Below are 24269 nucleotides of genomic sequence, written 5' to 3'. Positions count from 1 at the left end.
TTTGTTATGCTTTTTTCTGTTCATCATCTGTTTTTTCGGTAGCTAAATGACTATGTTTCCTAGAGTAGAAGAAATAGAAGCATAAGCCAACTATAAGCCAAACTGCAAAGCTAATCCATGTTGTTTTAGACAAATTGATCATTAAATATAAGCAGCAAAGAATCGCAACAACTGGTAATACAGGTACGAAAGGTGTACGGAATCCACGTTTTAAGTCAGGATGTGTTTTTCGTAAAATAAGTACAGCGCAGCAAACGAATGTAAAGGCTGTTAATGTACCGATATTTACTAAATTCGCTAGCAAATGTAAGTCTAAAAGGCCTGCTAATAAAGCGGCAACGACGCCAGTAATCCATGTATTTAATAAAGGGATTTTTACTCTTTTATTTACACGTGCTAACGCTTTTGGAAGTAGACCGTCACGGCTCATCGCATACGAAACGCGAACTTGTCCATACATCACGACTAGGAGGACGGTCGTCATTCCAGTCATCGCTCCAACAGCGAGTAGTCCTGCAATTGCATCTTCACCAACGAAGTGCAATGCAAATGCAACTGGATCAGAAACGTCTAATTGTGTATAAGGAACCATACCTGTTAAAACGAAAGATACAATCATATATAAAATAGTACAAATAAGAAGGGAACCAATAATACCAATTGGTAAATCACGCTGTGGTTTTTTCGTTTCTTCCGCAGCGGTTGCGATTGCATCAAAACCTAAAAAGGCGAAAAACACAGTGGCAGCGCCAGTAATAATACCGTCGTATCCGAATGGAATGAACGGTGTCCAGTTTTCAGGTTTTACATATTTTGCGCCTGCTACGATAAAAGCGATAATAACTGCTAGCTTGATAAGAACCATAATATTATTAATGCGAGCGCTTTCGCGTATACCGAAGCTTAAAAGACCAGTAATGATTAGTAAAATACAAACAGCGGGTAAATCGATGAGGCCACCTTTTCCTACGCCAGGGGCCGAGGCGATTATGGCGGGCAGGTGTATATTGAAACCTTGTAGTAATGATTGTAAATAACCAGACCAACCGACAGCTACTGCTGCAACGGCAAGTAAATATTCGAGCATTAAACACCATCCGACGATGAAGGCGACGACTTCTCCGACTGTCATGTATGCGTAAGTATACACACTTCCTGAGACAGGAATAGAAGAAGCAAATTCAGCATAACAAAAGGCTACACAAGCACAAGTAAATGCAGCAATAAGGAATGATAGCATAATACCAGGACCAGAATGTTTTGCTGCAACAATACCTGTTAATACAAAGATCCCTGTCCCAATTACGGCGCCGATTCCTAAAAAAGTTAAATCGAGTGCAGTTAATGTTCTATCTAGTTGCTTTGGTGACTCAGTACTAAGCGCTTTTTTTCGTAATAATGACTTCACTTTGGACTCTCTCCCCCCGTTTTTTCATTTCCATAACTGCGACTATAGTATGAGCCCATTAAAAAAGAGTAAGTAAGTGGAGGTGCAGTTATGGTATGTAGTTTTTTAAAATTGGTGGATTAATCTTAATATAATTCAGAATATTTTGTCAAATAAAAATATGACAAATAAAATGCGGATCAATAGGGGAAACTACTTGCAGAAATGGACGGGGTTAACGCCCCACTGATTAAAGTTAAAGTAGGAGCAGATGCTATGTTATTTTATTTTGAACTTGTCGTCATTTTACTTTGTACGAAATTAGCTGGTGATATTAGTGTGAGACTTGGTCAGCCTTCTGTACTTGGTAAGTTAATTGTTGGTATTATTATTGGTCCGGCTGTACTCGGTATTATTAATAGTTCTGAACTGATTGATGAACTGAGTGAGATTGGTGTTTTGTTACTTATGTTTATGGCGGGACTTGAAACGGATTTAGAAGAGTTAAATCGGAATTTGAAATCTTCATTTGCAGTAGCGGCTGGTGGAATTATTTTTCCTTTCATCGGTGGTTATGTAACAGGATTGCTGTTTGGATTAATACAATCCCATGCCATTTTTTTAGGGTTATTACTTTGCGCGACATCGGTTAGTATTACGGTGCAGACGCTACGTGATCTAGGAAAAATGAATACGAGAGAAAGTACAACAATTTTAGGTGCTGCCGTATTTGATGATGTCATTGTCGTTATTTTATTAGCATTTGTAATGAGTTTTTTAGGAACACAAGATGTGAATATAACACTTGTCATTGTAAAGAAAATTATTTTCTTTGTAAGTATTGTTTTTATTGCTTGGAAAGTCGTTCCTTGGATTATGAAAATGCTTGTCCCGCTTCGTGTAACAGAAGCGTTAATTAGCGCGGCTCTTATTATTTGCTTTTCTTTTTCTTATTACAGTGAAATGATGGGAATTGCAGGTATTATTGGAGCGTTTGCGGCGGGAATTGCTATTTCTCAAACAGAGTATAAGCATGAAGTGGAACATAAAATTGAACCGATCGCTTATGCAATATTTGTTCCAGTATTCTTCGTAAGTATCGGAATGGAAATTACATTTCAAGGCATTGGAAGCCAGCTTTGGTTCATTATTATTATGACTCTCATTGCGATTTTCACAAAGTTAATCGGATCAGGTTTAGGAGCAAGGCTGACAGGGTTTAACCTCCAATCTTCTATTAGTATTGGCGCGGGGATGGTATCACGTGGTGAAGTAGCGCTTATCATCGCTGCAAATGGACTTACGGCGAATTTATTAGCGAAAGAAAATTTCACAGCGATTGTTATTGTTGTTATATTGACGACGATTATTACACCGCCACTTTTGAAGAAATATTTTGTATAGAGAGGAAGAGCTTATCTGATGTAGGTAAGCTCTTTTTTTATTCCTAAAAGCAACGATCATATAGCATGAAGGGTTTGTAATTATGGTAAAATCTATGTATGTGATATGACAAGGAGAGGGAAGTGTGAAGATTACGAAGGAGAAGGTTATCGGTGTAATCGTACTTATTGCAGTATGTATACCATTTACTGCATGGAAAGAATCAAAAGTGAAAGATTTTCCGGTTTCTATTTTTTCGGAAGAAGCAGATGGTGAGTACGGTCAGAAGCTGAAATATACTGCTTTTTTACCTGATGTTGCGATTTGGATGAACGGTTGGGAAAAGAAGTGGACAGAAGGGGAAAGAACTGTTTATCAAAAAGGGAATCGCATTGTAAATGTGTTTCATCCTCCTGGCGATGATGGTTATTACCTTCTTGAAGCAAGAGAAAATAAGTGAACGCAACCGTAAGAAGTGGAGGTTAAATAGTGAAAGCTTCAACATTACTATTTAAAATTGAAAGTAATATGGATCAATTTTCACCAGCTGAGAAGAAGGTTGCCATGTACATAATGGAGAATGCAGAGATTGTACCGAATTTAACGACGAAAGAAGTGTCAACGAATGCAGGCGCAAGTGAAGCGAGTGTCGTTCGCTTTTGTAAATCGATTGGAATCGGAAGTTTTAAAGCATTTAAGATAGCACTCGTTCGTGAATTAACGATTGCTGATTATAATATTAACGATTTTTCAGTGATGAATACAGAAGATGGACCGTATGATTTATTTAATAAAGTTACTTATGTGAATAAAGCTGCAATTGAGGCGAGCGTGACGGCGATAGATAAAAAAGAACTTGAAAAAGCTGCAGATCGTATTGTAAATGCCGATAAAATTATCTTTTATGGAGTAGGCGGATCAGCTACTCCGGCGATGGACGGAGCTTATAAATTTACAAGGCTCGGATTTACAGCGATGATGCTATCCGATTTTCATATGATGTTGCCGCTTGTGACGAATTTAAAAGAAGGCGATATATTTGTTGCGATTTCAACATCTGGTCGAACGAAAGATGTGCTTGAAATGGCGCAGTATGCAAAGAGACAAGGTGCAACTGTTATTGGAATTACGAAACTAGATCAATCATCACCGTTATATAAAGAAGCGGATATTCGCCTTTGTATGCCAGATGTAGAACAAGATCATCGTATTGCCAGTATTGCTTCGAGAATGACGCAATTGAATATGATCGATGCTTTATATGTGATTACTTTCAATCGAATTGGTAATAAAGTATTGAATCAATTTATGGAGACGCGAGAAGAAGCGTTGCGGTTACGGAAGTTAAAGTAGAAGAAAAGATGAGGAGACTCATCTTTTTTTATCCCGCTATTTGCCGTGCAGTAAGACCCTCACTTCAAAATTCAGCGGAACCAAAGAAAGTTAGGTGGGGATCAACTACCCGTTAATGCCCGATTGGTGCGGGCTAATAATCAGTGGGGATGAACAAAACCCCCACTGATTAAAGTTTCACTTTATGATCTTTGACAAAAATATGTCATGTCGTGAAATTTTATTTCATAAAATAAGAAAGAGTCATTGATTTTTAGTTTCTTAAAGTTATAATAAAAGTGTGAAATATAATTTCAAAGAGGGTGGCAATATGTTAGAAAATTTATCGACAGAACATCGTAATGAGAAAACAATGAATTTGGATGAGATGAGCATAAAAGAAGTGTTGCAAAGTATGAATGAAGAAGATCGAACTGTTGCGTTAGCAGTTGAAAAAGAGATAGAACAAATTGAAAAGGTTGTACAGACTGTTATTAAATCTTTTGAAGAAGAGGGACGTTTAATTTACATTGGTGCTGGTACGAGTGGTCGTTTAGGTATTCTAGATGCAGTGGAATGTCCGCCGACATTTGGCACGGATGATAAAATGGTGCAAGGATTTATAGCCGGTGGATTGAAAGCGTTTACTAAAGCGGTGGAAGGTGCTGAAGATCGCGAAGAGTTAGCAGAAGAAGATTTAAAAAGTATTGGATTAAATGAGAAAGATACAGTGATTGGAATTGCTGCAAGTGGCAGAACTCCTTACGTAATTGGCGGCTTGAAATACGCACAGAGCGTAGGAGCGAGTACAGCGAGTATTTCTTGTAATAAAAATGCTGAAATAAGTAAATATGCAAAGTTAAATGTGGAAGTAGAGACAGGTGCAGAAATATTAACAGGATCAACACGTTTAAAAGCTGGTACAGCACAAAAATTAGTGTTGAATATGATTTCAACAGCTTCGATGATTGGTGTAGGAAAAGTATATAAAAACTTAATGGTAGATGTTCAATCCACAAATGAAAAGTTAGTAGAACGGTCAAAACGAATTATTGTGGAAGCAACAGGCGCTAGTTATGAAGTAGCGGCAGAGTATTATGAAAAGGCAGAACGTAACGTAAAAGCTGCCATTGTTATGGTGTTGTTGCAGTGCGAATATGGGGAAGCACTGGAGAAACTAAAATGCGCAAAAGGGTTTGTGAAGAAAGCACTATAAAATAATAGGGAGGGGGATTCTATTATGAAGAAAGAAGAGAGAATGGCCAAGGAAATTTCGGAGCAACTTGGAGGAATAAAAAATATTCGTAGTATTGCTCATTGTATGACGAGACTACGATTAACGCTTCATGATGAAAGTAAAGTAAGCACGGACCTTTTGAAAAAGGTTGAAGGTGTTATGGGTGTTATAGAAGATGAGACGCTTCAAGTTGTCGTTGGTCCAGGAACAGTAAATAAAGTAGCAGCTAAAATGGAAGGCTTAACAGGACTACGAATTGGTGAGGTAGCAGATCATCACCTTGAAGATATTGGGCAAGAGATGAAATCAGAGATTAAGAAGAAAAATAATACACCGGTGAAAAACTTTTTACGAAAAATAGGAAGTATTTTCATTCCGTTAATTCCAGGACTTGTTGCGTCAGGAATTATAAACGGGGTTGCTAACTTTGCGAAAAACGCTGGTGCTGATCCAAATGCAACGTGGTTACAAATGTTACTACTCATTGGCGGCGGTATCTTTACATTCTTAGGAATTTTAGTTGGTTGGAATACAGCGAAAGAGTTCGGCGGGACACCGGTTCTTGGGGCAATTGCTGGTATTTTAATTTTCAACCCGGCGATGGCAAACGTAAAATTGTTTGGTGAAGCATTAGTGCCCGGACGGGGCGGATTATTCGCAGTTATTTTTGCAGCATGGCTTATGGTTGTAGTGGAAAGACAAGTTCGAAAAGCAGTGCCGAATGCAGTTGATATTATCGTGACACCACTCATTACTGTATTAGTTGTAAGTATTGTAACGATGTTAGCCATTCAGCCATTAGCAGGTTTCTTATCAGATGGTATTACGAGCGGAATTAATGCTATTTTAAATATTGGCGGAGCATTTGCTGGCGCAGTACTTGCGGGAACATTTTTACCTCTCGTTATGGTCGGATTGCATCACGGTTTAACACCAATTCATATGGAATTCATTAATCAAACACACGTAACACCTTTATTACCAGTACTCGCAATGGCTGGTGCTGGCCAAGTGGGCGCAGCAATTGCGATTTATGTGAAAACAAAAAACAAACGACTTCGAAATGTAATTAAAGGTGGATTGCCAGTTGGCTTTTTAGGAATTGGTGAGCCGTTATTATACGGGGTTACATTACCACTTGGGAAACCGTTTATTACTGCTTGTTTAGGAGCGGCTGTCGGTGGTGCATTCCAAGCAGTTATGCAAACAGCTTCTCTTGGAATTGGCGTATCAGGGCTATCTTTAATTCCGTTAATTGCTGACAATAAATATTTACTATATTTCTTAGGTTTAGTAATTGCATATGCTTTCGGATTTATCTTTACGTACTTCTTCGGATTTAAAGAAGAAATGGCAGAAAACATATAGAGAAAGGGATTCCTTTCTCTTTTTCTATTAATAGAGAGGGAGATTTATATGATCGGAGTTTCCATTTATCTTTCAAAAGAACGAGTAGAGAAACAAGAAGAGTGGCTAAAAGTAGCGAAGGAAAATGGGTTTACATCTATTTTTACATCACTGCACATTCCAGAAGATGATCCAAATACGTATAAAGAGTTAATTCAAATATTAGGGAAAAAAGCTCTTGCACATGAGATGGAGCTAATGGTTGATGTTTCTCCAAAATCGTTACACCATTTAGGGCTAACATATGAAAATGTGGAAGAGCTATTGGACTGGGGCATTACCGGTTTAAGAATGGATTACGGCATTGCGCCAAAAGAAATTACAAGCGTATCTCATAAGATGAAAGTAGCTTTAAATGCGAGTACGATTACAAAGTCATTTTGGAAAGAATTACTTGCAGAACATATAAGAGTAGAGAATGTAGAAGCATGGCATAATTTTTACCCGCGCCCAGAGACAGGACTAGCAAAGTCTTTCTTACAAAAACAAAATCAATATTTACAGAAGTGCGGAATAAAGACGATGGCATTTATTTCAGGAGATGCGGAAAAACGTGGTCCGTTATATGAAGGGTTACCAACGTTAGAAAAACATCGCAATATGCGCCCGCTTGAAGTGTACTTAGAACTTGTTCAAGATTGTGGTGTTGATAAAGTATTGATTGGAGATATAAGCGCAAGTTTAGAAAGTATGCAAGAAGTAGCTAGTGCAAGTAGAGGGATTATTCCATTGCGTTACAAATCATTTATAACTGATAAAGAAGTATTAAAAGTGGTAGAGCAAGTGCATACAAATAGACTAGATCCGGCTCGTGATGTTATTCGATCTGTAGAATCAAGGGAAGGAAATAGAGTGGTGATAAAGCCGATGCATACAATTGTAAGAAAGAAAGGGAGTATTACAATTGATAATGAATTGTACGGTAGATATGCAGGGGAGATGCAAGTTGCCATATATGATTTACCTGTAGATGAGAAAGTGAACGTTATTGGAATGGTTGTGGAAGAGGACGTGTCTTTACTGCCTTATATTGGCGCTGGAAAAATGTTTCAACTTTTTTATGCGATAGAATAAAAGCTTGAATTAGCGCTATTTTGTAAGAAAACATTATCCGTAAAACGGATAATGTTTTTTGTTTTCTTTAAAAAAGTATTTGACGAATGAAATAAAATACCGTATTGTTTTGACTTGTAAATAAAAGTTCACCATAACAAAACAAAAAGGAGAGTTCAAAATGAATCAATATATTGGGAATTTAATTATTCGTATCGTGTTAGGAGTTACGTTCTTTGCACACGGTTTAGCAAAGTTTCAATCAGGTATCGATAACGTAGCAGGATGGTTTACAAGCATCGGTTTACCAGGTGGCCTTGCATACGGCGTAGCAACAGTTGAATTAGTTGGTGGTATATTATTAATTATCGGTTTAGGTGTACGATATGTAGGATTGTTATTCGCTCTTATTTTAGCTGGAGCTATCGTAAAGGTAAATGGAGCAGCAGGTTTATTAGGAGATGGAAAGAATCCAGGATATGAATTAGATCTTGCATTATTATCAATGGGTACGTATTTATTCGTAGTAAAAGCAGAAGGATATGTAGATCGTTTCTTAAAAGAGAAAGTAATGAAAACGAAGTAAATTTATTTATAAATTGTTGACTTGAAGAATTAATGTAACTATAATGATTACAACGAGTGGATTAAGAGTAAAACAATTTAAATATTTTTTACACAAGATGTAACTATACAAGTTACATCTTGTGTAAAAATAAATAAACGGGAGGAAGTAATATGCCTAAATCAAATTTAGAAATTATTAAAAGCACGTATGAAGGATCAGCTTCTTCAAATGCAAAGCATTTAGCAGAAGCCCTCTCTGAAAAAGTGGAATGGACAGAGGCAGAAGGTTTCCCGTACGGCGGAACATATAAAGGCGTAGAAGCTATAATGGAAAATGTATTTAGCCGTTTAGGATCAGAATGGGATGATTATAAAGCAAGTGTAAATACATATCATGAAGTAAGCGGAAAAGATGTAATTATTGCTGAAGGTATGTATTCAGGAGTTTATAAAGAAACGGGAAAATCATTTGAAGCAGAATTTGTCCATGTATGGCAACTGGAGAACGGAAAAATCGTGAAGTTTAAGCAGTATGTAGATAGTTATATTGTTAGGGAAGCAATGAAGAGCTAATGCTTTTTAAATGGATCGTAGGTATATGCATTACAATTATAGTAATTTTCTCGTCTATAGTTGGCGGAATGAAATTGCTTGCATATGTAGAAAAAGAAAATAAAAATATTCAAACCGAGCGAGCGACAAACGAAAAAGAGAAAAAAGCTGCAGAAGAAGCTCCGCAAATTAGTGAAGGTGAAATTATTTCTACTATGCATAAAATGGTGCACCAAAAGGTAAAATCCTCTGAAAAATGGGGATTTGTAGAGATGACAAAAAAGGAAATTTCTAATGTAAAAAGAGATATTGAAAATGGTACAGGTTTTCAATATAAAATGAAGTTATTTTCTATTATAAATAGATGGGAAAAAGGAGATTTTTCTCAAACTGTTGAGGAGCATAACTTTTTATGGAGCCTTCAAGGTGGAGATACTGGCAAGGCGACGGAACGTTTATCGCCAGAAGAGGAAAAGCAGTATATAAAAGAAATGAAGAGAAAATAAAAACATCGCCACCCCAGATGACGATGTTTTTTCATTAAGAATGTTTTCGCATTAAAGGTCTAGTTGGCTGAACGGCAACAGTTTTGAAATGAGAAAATAAATAACATCCTGTTACAACGACAATTGTCCCTAAAATTTGTATCCACGTTAATTCTTCTCCGAGGAATATGAATGCTAAAATGGCTGTGAAAATTGGATTGAAGTTTAGAAAAATACCTGATGTAGTTGCGCCTAATTTTTGTACACCAATATTCCAAAATACCATACAAAGAACTGTCGAAATAAGCCCAGTATATAAAAGTGATGTGATGAAAGAAGTATTTATATTTGAAACAGTGAAGCTACCTATGTTAAACGGTAGTAATAAAATAACGCCGAAAATACCAGAGTACAACGTTGCCATAAGTGGTGTAGTTGTTTTTGTTGCCCATTTACTACAAACAGAATAGATTCCCCAAATACAAACTGCTGCAATCATCCATAAATCACCGCTATTAAAATATAGTGAAAATAAAAGCGAGAAATCACCTTTTAATAGGACGAGGATGACCCCGAAGAATGAAAGAATCATGGATAGGATTTGAAGTGTATTTACTTTTTCTTTTAGAAATAATACTGAAAATAATGCGATTGAAATTGCATTCAATGTAGAGATAAGACCTACATTCGTAGCGGATGTTTTTTCTAATGCTAAAAATTGAAAGATGTTAAAAAGAGCGACTCCTGAAATTCCCATCAATATTAACGGAAGTATTGCGGTACGTGGTGGAAGGATTTTCTTTTCTTTAAACCATACCATTGGTAATAAACAAACAATCGCAATCAGCCACCTTAAACTTGTCAGTGTCATCGGTGATGCATGATCGACGAGTGATTTTCCAACGACGAAATTTCCTCCCCATAATAAGCTCGTTAGTAATAGTAAAAAGACGTAAAAATAAGGCATGATAAAATCCCCTTTTTTGTAATCAATACTAATTGTAAATAATTTTAGCATTTTTCTTTATTATGTAATATATTCTTTTGTATAATGGTGAAAACTCGATAAAATATTTAGTTTAAAATGATATTTACAGAAAAATATTCAGTTTTATATAAATTATAAGTTGTTTTTTCGAATAATCATCGGTAAGAAAAAAGGAGGAATTGTAATGGAGTCGTCTGTTATTAAAGTGTTGGATGATTTGGATGTACAAATTTTAGATATATTGCAGAAGGATTCACAAGTAAGTAATGCAGAGCTGGCACGTCGCGTTAATTTATCACCGGCTGCGATGCATGCAAGAATAAAAAGGTTAGATGGGGAAGGTTTCATCGATAAGCAAGTTGCGATTTTAAATCAAGAAAAGCTTGGGTTTGATTTATTATGCTTTATTTTTATGAGTACGAATATTCATCAATTTGACAAGTTGGAAGTGTTGGAGAAAGAATTAGAATCAATGCCGGAAGTGTTAGAATGTCACTGTTTAACAGGAGAGTACGATTATTTATTAAAGGTTGCAAATCGTGATCGTAAAGAACTAGAGCAGTTTATTAGAAAGCTGAATAAGCTTGGTATTACACGTATACAGACGAGTTTGGCACTTCGTGAAATTAAATATTCAACAGTATTGCCGATACGAGATGAGGAACCGAGCATCGATTAGATTGCTTGGTTTTTTGTTTGTATAAAGTGATTGACGAGGAGAAAAGAGAGCTGTATTATTATATAAAATTATGAATTAAAATTCATTTAAAGTTATAAATATTAATATCGAGGGCAAGGGGATGTAATATGAAAATCTGTAATGCGGTGACGAGTGATGTGAAAGAAATTTATAGTCTTATTGAGGTTTATGCAAAAGAGGGAGTTGTTTTACCACGTTCTCTTTTGTCTCTTTATCAATATTTGCAATGTTTATATGTTATGAAAGAAGACGAGAGAATTGTTGGAGTTGCTGGATTGCATGTATTAGGAGAAGATCTTGCAGAAATACGATCGTTAGTAGTTTCGCATACATATGCAGGGAAAGGGATAGGGCGTATGCTCGTAAATCATGTAATGGAGGAAGCTACGAAAATAAATGTAAGAAGAGTAATTTCCTTAACATATGAAACAGTATTTTTTCAAAAGTGTGGATTTGATTTTATAAATAAAGAAGCGTTGCCAGAGAAAGTATGGATTGATTGTAGACATTGTCCAAAGGTGGATTATTGTGATGAAGTGGCGATGGTGCGGTATGTTGGATGAAAAATTTATAGGGAAAAAGTTCCCACTATTATTTACATATATAGTGGGAATATATATTTCCATAAGAAATGGACAGGTTATTAAGAATTTGAATTCTTTTGTCTCACGGCAAAATTATAAAGTGGATCTTTAAGTTCATAGTTATACGTTAAACCGTCGACAATTCCTACAACTTTATCATTATCATAAAGATCGAGCATAAATTGTGCCATTTGTTTTGCAGTGTGGAATTTTGGTACAACATTATCGTATTGGAATTCATCAATATCAAATGAACGTTTCGCAAATTCTGTTTCAGTTGCAGCAGGAGCTAAAACTTTTGTTTGCAGTTTTGCGCCTTGTTCTTTCAGTTCGTGAGACAGCCCTTCTGTAAATGCACTTACATAGAATTTCGTAGCGCAATACGTAACAGCATCAGCAACAATCGTGTATCCGCCGCCCGATGAAACGTTAATAAGCTGTGTTCCATCAACCATTGAATAATCTCGAACGAAAAGAGAAGAGAGTATTGTTAGTGCTTCTATATTGACATGCAACATCGTCTCGATTTTATTTAAATTTTGTTCGGCAATTGAGGCGAAATTACCAAAACCTGCGTTATTAATCCACGTTTCAATTTGAAAAGCTTGTAGGCTTTCATAAAGTTTATAAACATCTTCAGTAACAGATAAATCAGTTCGTCGAATGACAACATCCAACTCTGGATGCATTTCGTTAATTTTCAATTTTAATCCATCTAATTCTTCTTGTCTTCGAGCTACAAGTACTAAATTTTTCCCGCGAGATGCAAATGCTAAAGCTGCTTCATAACCAATTCCGGAACTTGCACCAGTAATAACCGTATATTTCATATAAAATCCCCCTAAATTCAAATTCATTTATGGTTAGATTGTATTTGTTAGAGTATACTCTAAGTCAAATGTTTTTTATAAATTTGATACGGTCATAAAATATATGAGGGTAAGCATGTGGAGGGAGTTTTAGTATGTACACAATTAGTGAGGTAGCAAAATTATTAGGCGTGAGCACACATACACTACGTTATTATGAAAAGGAAAATATATTAATTGCAAATCGTGATACAAATGGAAATCGACTTTACGAAGAGTCACATATAAAGTGGTTGCAGTTTGTAATGAAATTAAAACAAACGCAAATGCCAATAGCGAAAATAAGAGAATACGCTAGATTATATACAGAAGGGGCGCATACAACAGAAGCTCGTTTACAGCTCCTAGAAGATCATAGGAAATCTATTCAGATTCAAAGAGAAAACTTAGAGGTTACAGAGAAGATGCTTGAGAATAAAATTATTGCATACAAGGCCTCTTTGGAAAATAAATAGAAAACAAAATCCGCTCCTTAGTTATAGGATAAACATGGATTTGATCTCATAGTGTGTTGGCAAATAAAAAAGAGCAACTAGCAAAAGCTAACTGCTCCATTCAAGGGATCTCTCCAAGGGGGAGTGGAGAAAATATTATGTTACTAGCATTATTGACAGATTATTAGGAAATATACAAATCAGATGAAAGAAATTTTAAATAAACTTTCGGCATTGACAGTTTTTAAAATGTTCATGTACAATATATATGAATGACATTCAGTCATTTTGTATGACAGGATGCAGTTTACTTGGAAACGGAACAAATATAAATGGTAAATGAGGATGATATTTGTTTTTATATAGTATTGATGAAAGAGTATATTTTTTTAAAACAAAAAAATGACTGATAGTCAGTCATGAGAGGTGAGAGGTATGAAAAATAGAGCTTGGTTATATGTCATATTAACATGTATCTTTGAAATTTTTTGGGTGTTTGGTTTTAATACGGCTAATACTTGGTGGCATTGGATTATTATTTTAGGAGTTATCGCTGTTGATTTTCACTTCCTTTCTAAAGCGTGTGAACATCTTGCAACAGGAACTGTATATGCTATTTTCGCTGGAGCTGGTACGGTAGGTACTTTCTTAATGGATGTATTTCTTTTCGGTGGAAGTTTCAGCGCAGGCAAACTATTCTTCATTCTTATGGTAGTAGCCGGCGTTATCGGTTTAAAGTTAGCTGACAATAAAGAAGAAACTGTGGAAGGAGTTGCTTAAAAATGGGTTGGTTTTTCGTATTTTGTGCTGCAATTAGTGAAATAGTCGGTGTGATAGGACTTAAAATGTATAGTAAAGATAAGACATTAGCCAATGGTGCGATTTATATAGGTGGGTTTGCTACATCCTTCGCATTTTTGTATACTTCCTTCTTATTTTTACAAGTAAGTGTCGCGTATGCGGTTTGGATTGGTATCGGAACAGCAGGTGCAGTTTTGTTAAACATGTTCTTGTTTGGTGAGTCGAAAAGTAAAGCGCGTATCATTAGTGTGTTTCTTATTGTATGTGGAGTGACAGGATTAAAGGCACTTTCTTAAAGATATATTGTATTTTTATCTCCTAATTGTTTATTAGGAGATTTTATTATAAAAAAATGATTTCCTCTTAGAGTTCACTATCATTGACAGTACAATCGATTATCTTATAAAATGAGTGACAGTCATTCAATATGCGTGTGAAAGGGTTTAGATGATGAATAAAAAAGAGAAAATTGTCTATGCAGCTATTGAAGTGTTTCAGGAAAAGGGCGTCGAAAAAACGAAGATTTCTGATATCGTGAAATTAGCTGGCATTGCGCAAGGAACTTTCTATTTATATTTTCCTTCTAAGTTATCTGTTATGCCTGCAATAGCAGAAGTGATGGTTGAAAAGATGATACTTGCAGTGAAAGAAAAAGTGCAAAACGATGCGCCTTTCTCAAGTAAAGTGACGCAAGTAATAGATGCGGTGTTTCACTTTATAGCTGAATATCGTGAAATACAAGCTTTAATGTATGCTGGTCTTGCATCTACAGAACATATAAAAGAATGGGAAGCTGTGTATGAGCCTCTTTATATGTGGCTAAGTGAATTTTTAAATGAGGCAAAAGAAGCCGGTGAAATTCGTGATTCGGTTCACGCAGAGCGAACAGCGAAGTTATTTATCGCTCTAGTTGAATCAGCAGCGGAACAAGTGTATTTATATGATCATAAAGATGATGAGCAAGTGGATTTGCAAAAGGCAGAAGTACTAGATTTTTTAACACATGCACTACATATAAAGAAATAGTGAGATGAACCTGTCTGAAAAGGTAGGTTCATTTTTGAGGAAAACTGAATGATAGTCATTCATCTGATATTTATGTATGTGTGGAAGGATAGAGTGAAATTCTAATGAGTGGAGGCATCTTCACTCATTACTAGCCCACAAATAGCAGGATAAAGAAAAAGCTTCTTGGGCATTATTTTTGGGGAGGAGCTTACGGGAAGAGGTGTTAAAAGTGAAGAAACCGATAAAAGAACAAAAGATGGTATTGGTCATTCTTTTGAGTAATATATTTATCGCTTTTTTAGGGATTGGATTAATCATTCCGGTTATGCCGTCCTTTATGAATGACATGCATTTAACAGGGAAGACGATGGGATATCTCGTTGCAGTGTTTGCAATGGCTCAGCTCATTACTTCACCTATTACAGGCCGATGGGTTGACCTTTACGGTAGGAAGAAAATGATCATCATTGGATTATTTATTTTTGGTGTTTCAGAACTTCTTTTTGGATTAGGAAAAGATGTATGGATGCTTTATGTAGCAAGGGTGTTAGGCGGAATTAGTGCTGCTTTTATTATGCCTGGTGTTACGGCATATGTTGCGGATATTACATCTATTCAGGAACGTCCAAAGGCGATGGGATACTTATCTGCGGCTATTAGTACTGGATTCATTATAGGTCCTGGAATCGGCGGATTTATTGCAGAATACGGTATACGTGTGCCGTTTTTCGTTGCAGCAGCAATTGCCTTTATAGCATGTGTGATTTCAATCTTTATTTTAAAAGAACCGTTAACAAAAGAAGAACTTGCAGAGATTTCTTCTAATACGAAAGAATCAAGTTTTATTGGGGATTTAAAGAAATCATTACATCCAATGTATGCAATTGCATTTATTATCGTATTTGTACTCGCATTTGGATTATCAGCGTATGAAACGGTGTTTAGCTTATTCTCTGATCATAAATTTGGTTTCTCGCCGAAAGATATTGCAGCAATTATTACAATTAGTTCAATCTTTGGGGTAGTTGTACAAGTATTTATGTTTGGCAAATTGGTAGACATGTTCGGTGAGAAAGTATTAATCCAAATATGTTTAATTGTAGGTGCAGTATTAGCATTCGTCTCAACTGTAGTCTTTAATTATTGGATTGTACTTCTCGTTACTTGCTTCATTTTCTTAGCATTTGATTTACTTCGTCCAGCTTTAACAACGTTTTTATCAAAAGCAGCTGGAAAAGAGCAGGGATTCGTTGCTGGTATGAACTCGACTTATACGAGTTTAGGAAATATCGCAGGGCCAGCGATGGGCGGAATATTATTTGATATGAATATTCATTATCCATATGCATTTTCAGGAGTTGTTTTAATAGTTGGTCTCGGCATTACATTTATGTGGAGAGAGAAACAGTTGGCTGAGAGTTTTGCGAAGTAATAAAACCCCTTACGACGGTAAGGGGTTTTTGTTTTATCCTGTAAAATCCCAATTAAAGTTTCATTTTATAGACTTAATCCAAACCGTTTTAATTCAATAAAAATCCCCTCTAATTGCTTTCCTTTATCCGTTAATGTGTACTCTACACGAGGCGGAACTTCTGGATATACTTTTCTCGTTATAATGCCTTGAGACTCTAATTCTTTTAGTCGAAGCGATAATGTTTTTGGACTAATACCATCCATTGATTTTTGTAAATCACTAAAGCGTAATGTTCCTTCGATAAGAAGATCACGAATGATTAAAAACGTCCATTTTGTACTAATTACATCAAGCGTTTTAGCGATAGGACAAGGTATGCCCGGTAAACCTTTCGTTAATTCAACTGAATCTATATTGCTCATGGAACTAGCCTCCATAAAATTTTTTTAGATGAATTTGCTTTATAGTATCACAAAACTATACTTTTGGTAACTATATGAAAAAAATATCACTACTTCCATAAAGGAAGTTAGTGCATATACAATAGCAATACGAAACAAAAAGGATTTATATAAGGAGGTGGTGATTTCCATGGGGTTAAAAAAGTTACTTGGATTTCTTAGTTTGTTTGTTATTTGTATTGTGCTTGTAGCATGTGGTGTGGAACAAAAAACTGAAGTTCAGTTATTAAAAGAACTGCCAAAGCCAAAAGCAATGACAATTGATCCCTCACTAAGTAAAAAAGAAGCGACAGAAATGGTTCATGCGGCGCAGCGTTTTTATGCATTTTGGGATACAGGTAAGGAGGAACTTATTCCGCAGACTGTTACTAAAGATTTCTTCGATAATACATTGCCGAAAGGGCGACCACAAGGCATTGAAGGATTAAAGTTTGCAGCGCAAAATTTTCGTAAAGTTGTGCCTGATATACATTGCGAGATTGAAGACTTATTAGTTGTTGGTGATAAAGTAACGGCCCGTCTTTCTTTTACAGGAACGCATAATGGTAAGAAAATTAATTTTTTTGCAATTGATATTTTACATGTGAAAGACGGAAAGATAACAGACGATTGGCATTTAGAAGATAATCTTACACTACAGCAGCAACTCGGCTTAATAGCTGAAGAGTAGATCATATAGGGGAGAGAAAAACGATGAAAAATATATTTATTATAAATGGACATGAAAAATACGGTACAAAGGAAGGACGATTAAATAAAACGTTAGTAGATTATATGGTAACGGTATTAAGTGAGAAGCATCATGTGAAAACAACAACGATTCAAGATGGTTATAGTATTAAAGAAGAACAAGAGAAGTTTTTATGGGCCGATGTTGTGATTTATCAAACGCCAATTTACTGGTTTAGTGTACCAGGCTTATTTAAAACGTATATGGATGAAGTATATGAATACGGTTTGTTCTTTAAAGGTGCTGATGAATATGGAACAGGTGGTTTATTAAAAGAGAAAGAGTATATGTTCTCTACAACTTGGAATGCACCTGAAAAAGCATTTGGAGATAAGACGAAGTTCTTTGAAGGAGAAAGTTTAGAATCAGCGCTTAGTCATTTACATCGCGTGCAGAAGTTTCTCGGTATGAGTCCGTTAAAGAGTTTTGCTTGTTATGATGTGGTGAAGAATCCGGATATAGAGAAGTATTTATTGAACTTGAAAGATCACTTAGATGGAGTAATTAAATAATAGTATGTGAAGAAGGTACTACTAAGGATGTAGTACCTTCTCCTTTTATAATGACTCATATTTTAAGACATGGATGGCTGTATCCATAACTTCGCAAAATTTGCCCAACCGAATGAATCAATTGTTACGTTTTTTAAAGAAGAAGGGTATGTTTTTCTTTTTAAAACGTGATAGTTAAATAAAATGATATATTCTGCTTGTAAAAACTCTTCAATCTCATACATGAGTTCATAGCGCTTTTCTTTATTTTCTTCTAGTAAAAATATATCTAGTAAACAGTTAATTTGTTTTTCGTAGTGCGGGTCCATGAACCGATTTACGAAGCAACTTTTATTTTTAAATACATTTAAGAATGCAATTTCATGATTGGCAGCAAAGACTTCTCCCATGAAAATAATATCAGCATGTTTATCAATAGAGCGATTCATATAATCTGAAACGGGAAATGGGTGAAGCTCTACTTGTATACCTAAACTTTCACATCGTTCTTTTAAGAAATATGCATCATTTGCACTATCTTTAAATGCGAAGAAGTAAATATGTATCGTTTCTCCATTATATGTACTCTTTTTCAAATACTCTTTTGCCTTTTCTAAAGAGTAGGATCTTCTTGTTGCAAGGCGGCTTCTATCAGGGAAAAAGCTTGATGCAGCAATTGTCCGTCTACCCTCTATGTTACGAAGTATCATTTCAACATCATATAGTTCTCTCCAAGCTTTTCGAAAGTAAATGTCGTGATGAGGACCAGGTTTTGTAAAGTTGAAGCTAGCATAAATACAACCTATTTCTTCTATTTGTATATCATGCCTTTCATTTTCCTCTTCGTTTGGTAGTTCATAATCAGCATCTATTTGCACATGGTCAGGAATACCCCAAAATTCAATACGGTCTAATAACGCACGCTCTTTAAAATAATGGGTGAACGCTTCGAGTACGATATTATCTTCAGAGTAATGAGCAAGTTTGAAAGGTCCAGTACCTATATAATGATGATTTTGAATACTCGTATCACGCGGTAAAATTGCGAGCTGCATTGAACTTACATAGTGTAAGAAAAATAAATTTGGTTTTGCTAAATGGAATCGAATTTGCAGTGGTGATGGTGTTTCAATTTGAACAATTTCTTCTGTTAACCATTCGAAAGGGGATTGAACTTGCTTTAGTCTTTCAAATGAAAACTGTACATCTTTAGAAGTTAAAATTGATTCATTGTGAAAATATATATTTTTTCGTAAATAAAAGGTCCACGTAAGTCCATCTTCACTTAATTCCCATGTATGCGCAATGTGAGGCTCCATTTTTTCAGTAACATCGTTATAGACGACTAACGTATCAAAAATTTGACTCGTAAGATGACTCTCTGTAGTTACAGCCACAAAAGCCGGATCTAATGGGAATATCTTTCTCGATATAGGAATCTTTAATACGTCGTACATATCATTTGAAGGTTCGTATCCAAAATGATGATGTAGTTTATTTTCTATCTTTTTTTGAAGTGCAAGGGGTAGGGGTTCTTTTAAAAGAAGAAAGATATCTTTTAATTTTTCTTGTGCTAACAGTTCATCTGTATAGGACTCAATCGCTTCTACGAAATTATGTATAAATAGAATTTCCGTTTTATGTCCGCGGCCTCGCCCTGGAGTCCAGCTAATTAATTGCTCCTCGCTCATTTTCTTTAATAAAATCTTTACGTTTTTCGTACTGCAATATAAAACATCCGCTAATTCTTGTAAGCTATTTCGCATATGTTGTTGATCTTGTGCATGTAGTCTTAGTCTAATGTAATAGTCCATAATTTTCATATATACACTTCCTTCTATCATAAAAGGGGAAACTCTTTAGAATATTCTAACCTTTTTCTTCCTTTTTTTCAAAGTAAAATAAGTAAGCATAAGGAGGGGAAACAATGGGATTTTGGAGTATGCATCGAAATATAAAAATTAGAATTATAACATCGTTTTTAACACGTACTGTGTCTACGATGATTTTTCCATTTATGGCGATTTATTTTTCCATAAAGTTAGGTAGTGCGATTGCTGGTGCGTTACTACTTATTAATGTCATAGCTTCATTAGTAATTGGTTTATACGGTGGATATGTTGGAGACCGGCTTGGGCGTAAAAAGGTTATGATTATCGGTCAAAGTATACAAGTCATTTCCATTGCTTGTATGGGAGTTGCGAATTCGGATTACGTTGACTCACCGTGGTTAACATTTGTGTTTATGTTAGTGAATAGTTTAGGATCGGGACTTATGAATCCTGCGACAGAAGCGATGTTAATTGATGTGAGTACACCTGAAAATCGAAAAGTGATGTACAGCATTAATTACTGGGCTATTAATTTATCGATTGCGATTGGAGCGATATTTGGAGGATTACTATTTGAAAACTATAGACTACAATTGTTTATCGTATTAACGCTTGTTGCCATTATGACTTTATATGTGATGGCTGTGTATATGGAAGAAGTGTATGTAGCACGAAAAACGATGGAGAAGAAAAATGTATTAAAAGATATGGCAGATAGTTATAAAGTCGTGATGAAAGATAAAGCATTTTTAATTTTTTGTGCAGCGAGTATATGTACATTATCGTTAGAGTTTCAAATTAATAATTATTTAGGGGTACGTTTGCAGAAGGAATTTGAAACGGTGCACTTTTTATTCGGGAATGGTTTTACGTTTGATTTAACAGGTATTCGCATGCTGAGCTGGATTTCTGCAGAGAATACAATTTTAGTTGTGTTATGTTCAGCACTTCTTATTAAAATGCTGAAAAGCTTCAACGATTTGAAAATCTTATATGTAGGCTTATTTATTTACACGATTGGATTTACAATACTCGGAACGAGCAATAGCTTATGGATTTTATTAATTGCAGGGCTTTTCCAAACAGTAGGCGAGATGATGTATGTGCCAGTGCGTCAATCTATTATGGCAGATATGGTGCCAAATGAGGCAAGAGGTTCTTATATGGCGATTAACGGAATGGTCTTTCAAGTGGCAAAAATGAACGGGGCATTAGGTGTTATGCTAGGTTCATTTATTGCATCTTGGGGTATGAGTGCTCTGTACTTTATCGTTGGTATGAGCAGTATTTTATTATTTATGAAGGCGATAGGGAAAGAGCAGTATGAGGATGAGAGAAATGTTTCTCAAATTGGATGAAACTATATAAAAGCGAACCAGTTATACTGGGACTCGCTTTTTATATAATTTTTAGAACGGATCAACTTCAGCTAAATTTGGAGTAGTACTAGGCTGTAGTAAAAGATTTTTTAATGTGCCTACTTCAGAAAGCGCTACTAATATGTAGCCACTAATCAGTACAATAAGCCCAATGATGCGTAACGTTTGTAAGCTCACTTCATTATTATTCGTTTCTGTTGGATTTGGGGGCGTTGAAGGTGGATTGTTATTCATAAATAAGGCTCCCATCTTTTTTTATTTATATATGTGTAAAATCATTATTTAACTTATGGATAGGAATCGTATAGTCATTTTCACTATATGAGAAATGCCTATGAAAAGTGATTAGAAATTTGGGGGCAAGAAAAGAGGGGGTCTCAAAAGATTATTGAAAATGAGATTCTTTTTGTTTTTTATACAAATCAAAAGGTTAACCAAAGTAGCTAAACAGCTATTTTGGCTAACCTATAATAACTATCCCAATATACGCAACGATTCTTCAATAAACGCTGGGATGTCCTCTGGCTGTCTACTTGTTACTAGCTGATTTTGACATACGACAACCTCTTTGTCATGAAAGTTCCCGCCGGCATTTTTTAAATCGACTTCAATAGATTTATATCCAGTTACATCGCGTCCTTCAAGTGTTTGTGCAGTGATGAGTAGCTGAGGTCCGTGACAAATAGCGAAAACAGGTTTTTCCGCATCCATAAATGCTTTACTAAAGCGAACAAAACGTTCATCGGCACGAAGTATATCTGGAGAAAATCCACCCGGTATGAAGAGGGCATCAAAGTTCTCTGGAGAAACATCATCAATACTTTTATCAATCACGACTTCACTTTTTCCTTGCTTACCGTGTACCGTTTTACCTTTTTCCGTTTCAATAGTTGTTAATTCATATCCCTTTTGTTTAAAAGCTTCTACTGGCTCTGTGTATTCTGTATCCTCGAAATAATCCGTTATTAAAATAGCAATTTTTTTACTCATTCTAATCCGCTCCTTATATTATATTATATTATATTATATTATATTATATTATCGGCTCCAGAATCTTCCTTGGGCAATGCCTTCTATAAATGATTCAATTGAAGTATTTGTTAAGTTGTAAACTCCTGCTCCATCCAGTTTAATCTTACTATGGTCCAAAGCATGAGGATTACTAAGGACATGAGCTATCGGTTTAAAATGTTTAAAAGTAGTTTCTGCAAATTCTAAAACAGGGGGTTGAATGACAGACTCACTACTAAACACTAATACTGCATCAAAAAGGGAGGAGTCTGTTGTTGTATAAGTATCAGTTACTTTAATGGAATCATTGAACTGATAAATTTTATTATCTATGATGCTATAGTTAATTCGGTGTTGTACAAAAGCTTGAATCCATTCGGACAGAAGTGAGACGCTTGGGTCACCATTTAATAGAATTGCAACATTTTTGGAATCAGATTTAAAAATAGTATTGGACATACTTAGTGCAGGTGATTTTGCATCTGAATTTACTTCGTGATTTTCCTTAGGTAAAGGAGCTCCAATAATGTTAGCGACTTTTTGTGCTAATTGACGATCGACGTGGTTTAGAAGAGCAATTACATTTGCCTTCACCATGTCTGATTTACACTTCCCAACTTCAAAGCAAAAAGCTTCTTTTATGTGCTGCTTTTCAATAGGGCTCATACTATTGTAGAAAAGTTTAGCCTGAGAATAAAAGTTAAGAAAGCTTTTACTGCGACCTCTAATTTTATGCCCATCAATCTTTTCTTGATAATGTTCATATCCTCCTTGTTCGGCTTGGACGGTTGCAGGTTGATTGTTATTTAATCCATTAGGATGATAGCTTGTTTGACCGCGATGAATCTGCATTTGATGCATACCATCACGTTGATTATTATGAAAAGGACATACAGGCTGATTAATAGGAATTTGATGGAAATTAGGGCCCCCTAAACGAGATAATTGTGTATCTGTATAGGAGAATAATCTTCCTTGCAGAAGAGGGTCATTTGAAAAATCAATACCTGGTACGACATGACCAGGGTGAAAAGCTACCTGCTCTGTTTCAGCAAAGAAGTTATCAACATTTTTATTGAGTGTCATTTTACCAACTAATTTTACAGGAACTTCTTCTTCTGGCCATAATTTCGTTGGATCTAAAATATCAAAATCAAATTTATGTTCATCTTCTTCTGGAATTAGCTGTAATCCAAGCTCCCATTCAGGATAATCCCCTTTTTCAATTGCTTCGTATAAATCTTGACGATGAAAATCAGGATTTTTCCCGGCAATCTTTTGAGCTTCATCCCATACTAATGAATGAACCCCGAGGGTAGGTTTCCAGTGAAACTTTACGAAATGGGCTTTTCCTTCTGCGTTAATGAGTCGAAATGTGTGAACTCCAAAACCTTCCATCATTCGTAAACTACGCGGAATAGCTCGGTCGCTCATTTGCCACATGACCATATGAGTGGACTCAGGATTATGCGCAACAAAGTCCCAAAAGGTATCATGAGCGCTAGCTCCTTGAGGAATATCATTATGTGGTTCTGGTTTAACTGCATGGACAAAATCAGGAAATTTAATAGCATCTTGGATAAAGAATACTGGCATATTATTACCCACTAAATCATAGTTTCCTTCATCTGTATAAAATTTTGTGGCGAATCCGCGTACATCTCTTACTGTGTCGTTGGATCCTTTAGAACCTTGAACGGTTGAGAACCGTACAAATACAGGTGTTTTCTTTGAAGGATTAGTAAGAAAATCTGCTTTCGTATATGTTTCTAAAGATTCATAAAGCTGAAAATAACCATGAGCGCCAACCCCGCGTGCATGAACAATCCTTTCGGGAATTCGTTCGTGATCAAAATGGGTCATTTTCTCGCGAAAGTGGAAATCCTCCATTAAGGTTGGGCCTCTTAAGCCCATCTTTAAAGAAAATTCATCTTCAGCTATTTTTACCCCTTGATTTGTTGTTAAAGCATGTTTGCATTGATTGTCAGTAACGTGATGCTTCAATTGTTCCGTTTTTTTATTCACAATATAGGCCCCTCCTTTACTCTGTTAATTAATAGATACCCTTTTTATTAGGTCGTAAACATGTATTATCGTTTTTGTATGTAAAAATCATAAAATATCGGTTGTTTCAGTGATTCTTGTTTGAGGAAGCAAAATAAAA

The 24269-nt window shown here is 35.6% G+C and carries 27 protein-coding genes; 19 read left to right on the top strand and 8 right to left on the bottom strand.

What is annotated here, in order from left to right; translation table 11 throughout:
• Positions 1 to 4 precede the first annotated feature (4 nt).
• On the bottom strand, positions 5 to 1408 hold the full coding sequence (bcaP, locus tag EBQ15_RS25630) for a branched-chain amino acid transporter BcaP (protein ID WP_000838710.1): 1404 nt from the start codon (positions 1406 to 1408) through the stop codon (positions 5 to 7).
• A 204-nt stretch (positions 1409 to 1612) separates the two neighbouring features.
• On the opposite strand from bcaP, the gene EBQ15_RS25625 reads away from it, so the two are divergent.
• From EBQ15_RS25625 to EBQ15_RS25585, 9 genes are all read left to right on the top strand, one after another.
• Entirely contained in the window at positions 1613 to 2791 is a 1179-nt protein-coding gene (locus tag EBQ15_RS25625; RefSeq protein WP_000349228.1) for a cation:proton antiporter, read from the top strand.
• Positions 2792 to 2915: 124 nt separating this feature from the next.
• Positions 2916 to 3230 carry a hypothetical protein gene (locus EBQ15_RS25620; RefSeq protein WP_000704958.1) on the top strand — a complete coding sequence of 105 codons (315 nt, stop codon included), beginning with the start codon at positions 2916 to 2918 and terminating at the stop codon, positions 3228 to 3230.
• A 29-nt stretch (positions 3231 to 3259) separates the two neighbouring features.
• Entirely contained in the window at positions 3260 to 4123 is an 864-nt protein-coding gene (locus tag EBQ15_RS25615) for a MurR/RpiR family transcriptional regulator (RefSeq protein WP_000648164.1), read from the top strand.
• Positions 4124 to 4433: 310 nt separating this feature from the next.
• Positions 4434 to 5318 (top strand): N-acetylmuramic acid 6-phosphate etherase, encoded by an 885-nt coding sequence (gene murQ, locus EBQ15_RS25610; protein WP_000892344.1) that lies wholly within the window; start codon positions 4434 to 4436, stop codon positions 5316 to 5318.
• A gap of 24 nt (positions 5319 to 5342) precedes the next feature.
• Positions 5343 to 6707, top strand: a complete 1365-nt coding sequence (locus EBQ15_RS25605; RefSeq protein WP_000711303.1) for a PTS transporter subunit EIIC — start codon at positions 5343 to 5345, stop codon at positions 6705 to 6707.
• A gap of 48 nt (positions 6708 to 6755) precedes the next feature.
• Positions 6756 to 7820: a DUF871 domain-containing protein gene (locus EBQ15_RS25600; RefSeq protein ID WP_000580619.1), complete on the top strand. Its 1065-nt coding sequence runs from the start codon at positions 6756 to 6758 to the stop codon at positions 7818 to 7820.
• Between the two features lie 160 nt (positions 7821 to 7980).
• Positions 7981 to 8385: a DoxX family protein gene (locus EBQ15_RS25595; protein WP_001077752.1), complete on the top strand. Its 405-nt coding sequence runs from the start codon at positions 7981 to 7983 to the stop codon at positions 8383 to 8385.
• 152 nt (positions 8386 to 8537) lie between these two features.
• On the top strand, positions 8538 to 8939 hold the full coding sequence (locus tag EBQ15_RS25590) for a nuclear transport factor 2 family protein (protein WP_001126690.1): 402 nt from the start codon (positions 8538 to 8540) through the stop codon (positions 8937 to 8939).
• Positions 8939 to 9424 carry a PRK06770 family protein gene (locus tag EBQ15_RS25585; RefSeq protein ID WP_000897984.1) on the top strand — a complete coding sequence of 162 codons (486 nt, stop codon included), beginning with the start codon at positions 8939 to 8941 and terminating at the stop codon, positions 9422 to 9424. Before EBQ15_RS25590 ends, EBQ15_RS25585 begins: the two co-directional genes overlap by 1 nt.
• 34 nt (positions 9425 to 9458) lie before the next feature.
• Here the strand turns inward: EBQ15_RS25585 and EBQ15_RS25580 are convergent, their stop codons facing one another.
• Positions 9459 to 10370, bottom strand: coding sequence for a DMT family transporter (locus tag EBQ15_RS25580; protein ID WP_001146266.1), 912 nt, complete (start codon positions 10368 to 10370; stop codon positions 9459 to 9461).
• A 205-nt stretch (positions 10371 to 10575) separates the two neighbouring features.
• Here EBQ15_RS25580 and EBQ15_RS25575 point away from each other — a divergent pair, with 205 nt between their 5' ends.
• Positions 10576 to 11070, top strand: coding sequence for an Lrp/AsnC family transcriptional regulator (locus EBQ15_RS25575; protein WP_000446088.1), 495 nt, complete (start codon positions 10576 to 10578; stop codon positions 11068 to 11070).
• Positions 11071 to 11198: 128 nt separating this feature from the next.
• On the top strand, positions 11199 to 11654 hold the full coding sequence (locus EBQ15_RS25570; RefSeq protein ID WP_000686663.1) for an N-acetyltransferase: 456 nt from the start codon (positions 11199 to 11201) through the stop codon (positions 11652 to 11654).
• A gap of 80 nt (positions 11655 to 11734) precedes the next feature.
• Here EBQ15_RS25570 and EBQ15_RS25565 read toward each other — a convergent pair whose 3' ends face one another.
• The gene (locus EBQ15_RS25565) at positions 11735 to 12505 is read right to left on the bottom strand and encodes an SDR family NAD(P)-dependent oxidoreductase (RefSeq protein WP_000878074.1); all 771 of its coding nucleotides are present in this window, start codon (positions 12503 to 12505) and stop codon (positions 11735 to 11737) included.
• A 134-nt stretch (positions 12506 to 12639) separates the two neighbouring features.
• Here EBQ15_RS25565 and EBQ15_RS25560 point away from each other — a divergent pair, with 134 nt between their 5' ends.
• From EBQ15_RS25560 to EBQ15_RS25540, 5 genes are all read left to right on the top strand, one after another.
• On the top strand, positions 12640 to 12999 hold the full coding sequence (locus EBQ15_RS25560) for a MerR family transcriptional regulator (protein ID WP_000288064.1): 360 nt from the start codon (positions 12640 to 12642) through the stop codon (positions 12997 to 12999).
• A 414-nt stretch (positions 13000 to 13413) separates the two neighbouring features.
• The gene (locus EBQ15_RS25555) at positions 13414 to 13758 is read left to right on the top strand and encodes a DMT family transporter (protein WP_000796019.1); all 345 of its coding nucleotides are present in this window, start codon (positions 13414 to 13416) and stop codon (positions 13756 to 13758) included.
• A 2-nt stretch (positions 13759 to 13760) separates the two neighbouring features.
• Entirely contained in the window at positions 13761 to 14075 is a 315-nt protein-coding gene (locus EBQ15_RS25550) for a DMT family transporter (protein ID WP_000539671.1), read from the top strand.
• 151 nt (positions 14076 to 14226) lie between these two features.
• Positions 14227 to 14805, top strand: coding sequence for a TetR/AcrR family transcriptional regulator (locus EBQ15_RS25545; protein ID WP_001999151.1), 579 nt, complete (start codon positions 14227 to 14229; stop codon positions 14803 to 14805).
• A gap of 211 nt (positions 14806 to 15016) precedes the next feature.
• Positions 15017 to 16219 (top strand): MFS transporter, encoded by a 1203-nt coding sequence (locus EBQ15_RS25540; protein ID WP_000742953.1) that lies wholly within the window; start codon positions 15017 to 15019, stop codon positions 16217 to 16219.
• Positions 16220 to 16284: 65 nt separating this feature from the next.
• Here EBQ15_RS25540 and EBQ15_RS25535 read toward each other — a convergent pair whose 3' ends face one another.
• A complete protein-coding gene (locus EBQ15_RS25535) occupies positions 16285 to 16623 on the bottom strand; it encodes a winged helix-turn-helix transcriptional regulator (RefSeq protein WP_000065120.1) in 339 nt (112 codons plus the stop codon).
• 169 nt (positions 16624 to 16792) lie between these two features.
• On the opposite strand from EBQ15_RS25535, the gene EBQ15_RS25530 reads away from it, so the two are divergent.
• Both EBQ15_RS25530 and EBQ15_RS25525 read left to right on the top strand, forming a co-directional pair.
• Positions 16793 to 17332, top strand: a complete 540-nt coding sequence (locus EBQ15_RS25530; RefSeq protein ID WP_000523323.1) for an ester cyclase — start codon at positions 16793 to 16795, stop codon at positions 17330 to 17332.
• A 23-nt stretch (positions 17333 to 17355) separates the two neighbouring features.
• Entirely contained in the window at positions 17356 to 17904 is a 549-nt protein-coding gene (locus EBQ15_RS25525) for an NAD(P)H-dependent oxidoreductase (protein ID WP_000789187.1), read from the top strand.
• Between the two features lie 62 nt (positions 17905 to 17966).
• Here the strand turns inward: EBQ15_RS25525 and EBQ15_RS25520 are convergent, their stop codons facing one another.
• The gene (locus EBQ15_RS25520; RefSeq protein WP_000569511.1) at positions 17967 to 19727 is read right to left on the bottom strand and encodes an SgrR family transcriptional regulator; all 1761 of its coding nucleotides are present in this window, start codon (positions 19725 to 19727) and stop codon (positions 17967 to 17969) included.
• A gap of 83 nt (positions 19728 to 19810) precedes the next feature.
• On the opposite strand from EBQ15_RS25520, the gene EBQ15_RS25515 reads away from it, so the two are divergent.
• Entirely contained in the window at positions 19811 to 21073 is a 1263-nt protein-coding gene (locus tag EBQ15_RS25515) for an MDR family MFS transporter (protein ID WP_000508215.1), read from the top strand.
• Between the two features lie 51 nt (positions 21074 to 21124).
• On the opposite strand, the gene EBQ15_RS25510 is transcribed toward EBQ15_RS25515, so the two are convergent.
• The 3 genes from EBQ15_RS25510 to EBQ15_RS25500 all read right to left on the bottom strand — a co-directional run bounded on the left by EBQ15_RS25510 (position 21125) and on the right by EBQ15_RS25500 (position 24130).
• The gene (locus EBQ15_RS25510) at positions 21125 to 21328 is read right to left on the bottom strand and encodes a hypothetical protein (protein ID WP_001063862.1); all 204 of its coding nucleotides are present in this window, start codon (positions 21326 to 21328) and stop codon (positions 21125 to 21127) included.
• A gap of 240 nt (positions 21329 to 21568) precedes the next feature.
• Positions 21569 to 22084, bottom strand: coding sequence for a type 1 glutamine amidotransferase domain-containing protein (locus EBQ15_RS25505; protein ID WP_000037541.1), 516 nt, complete (start codon positions 22082 to 22084; stop codon positions 21569 to 21571).
• A 48-nt stretch (positions 22085 to 22132) separates the two neighbouring features.
• Positions 22133 to 24130, bottom strand: a complete 1998-nt coding sequence (locus EBQ15_RS25500; protein ID WP_001036538.1) for a catalase — start codon at positions 24128 to 24130, stop codon at positions 22133 to 22135.
• Positions 24131 to 24269 lie beyond the last annotated feature (139 nt).

This window comes from Bacillus sp. 2D03, assembly GCF_003946765.1.
GTDB lineage: Bacteria > Bacillota > Bacilli > Bacillales > Bacillaceae_G > Bacillus_A > Bacillus_A cereus.
This window is presented reverse-complemented; position numbering and strand designations above follow the sequence as displayed.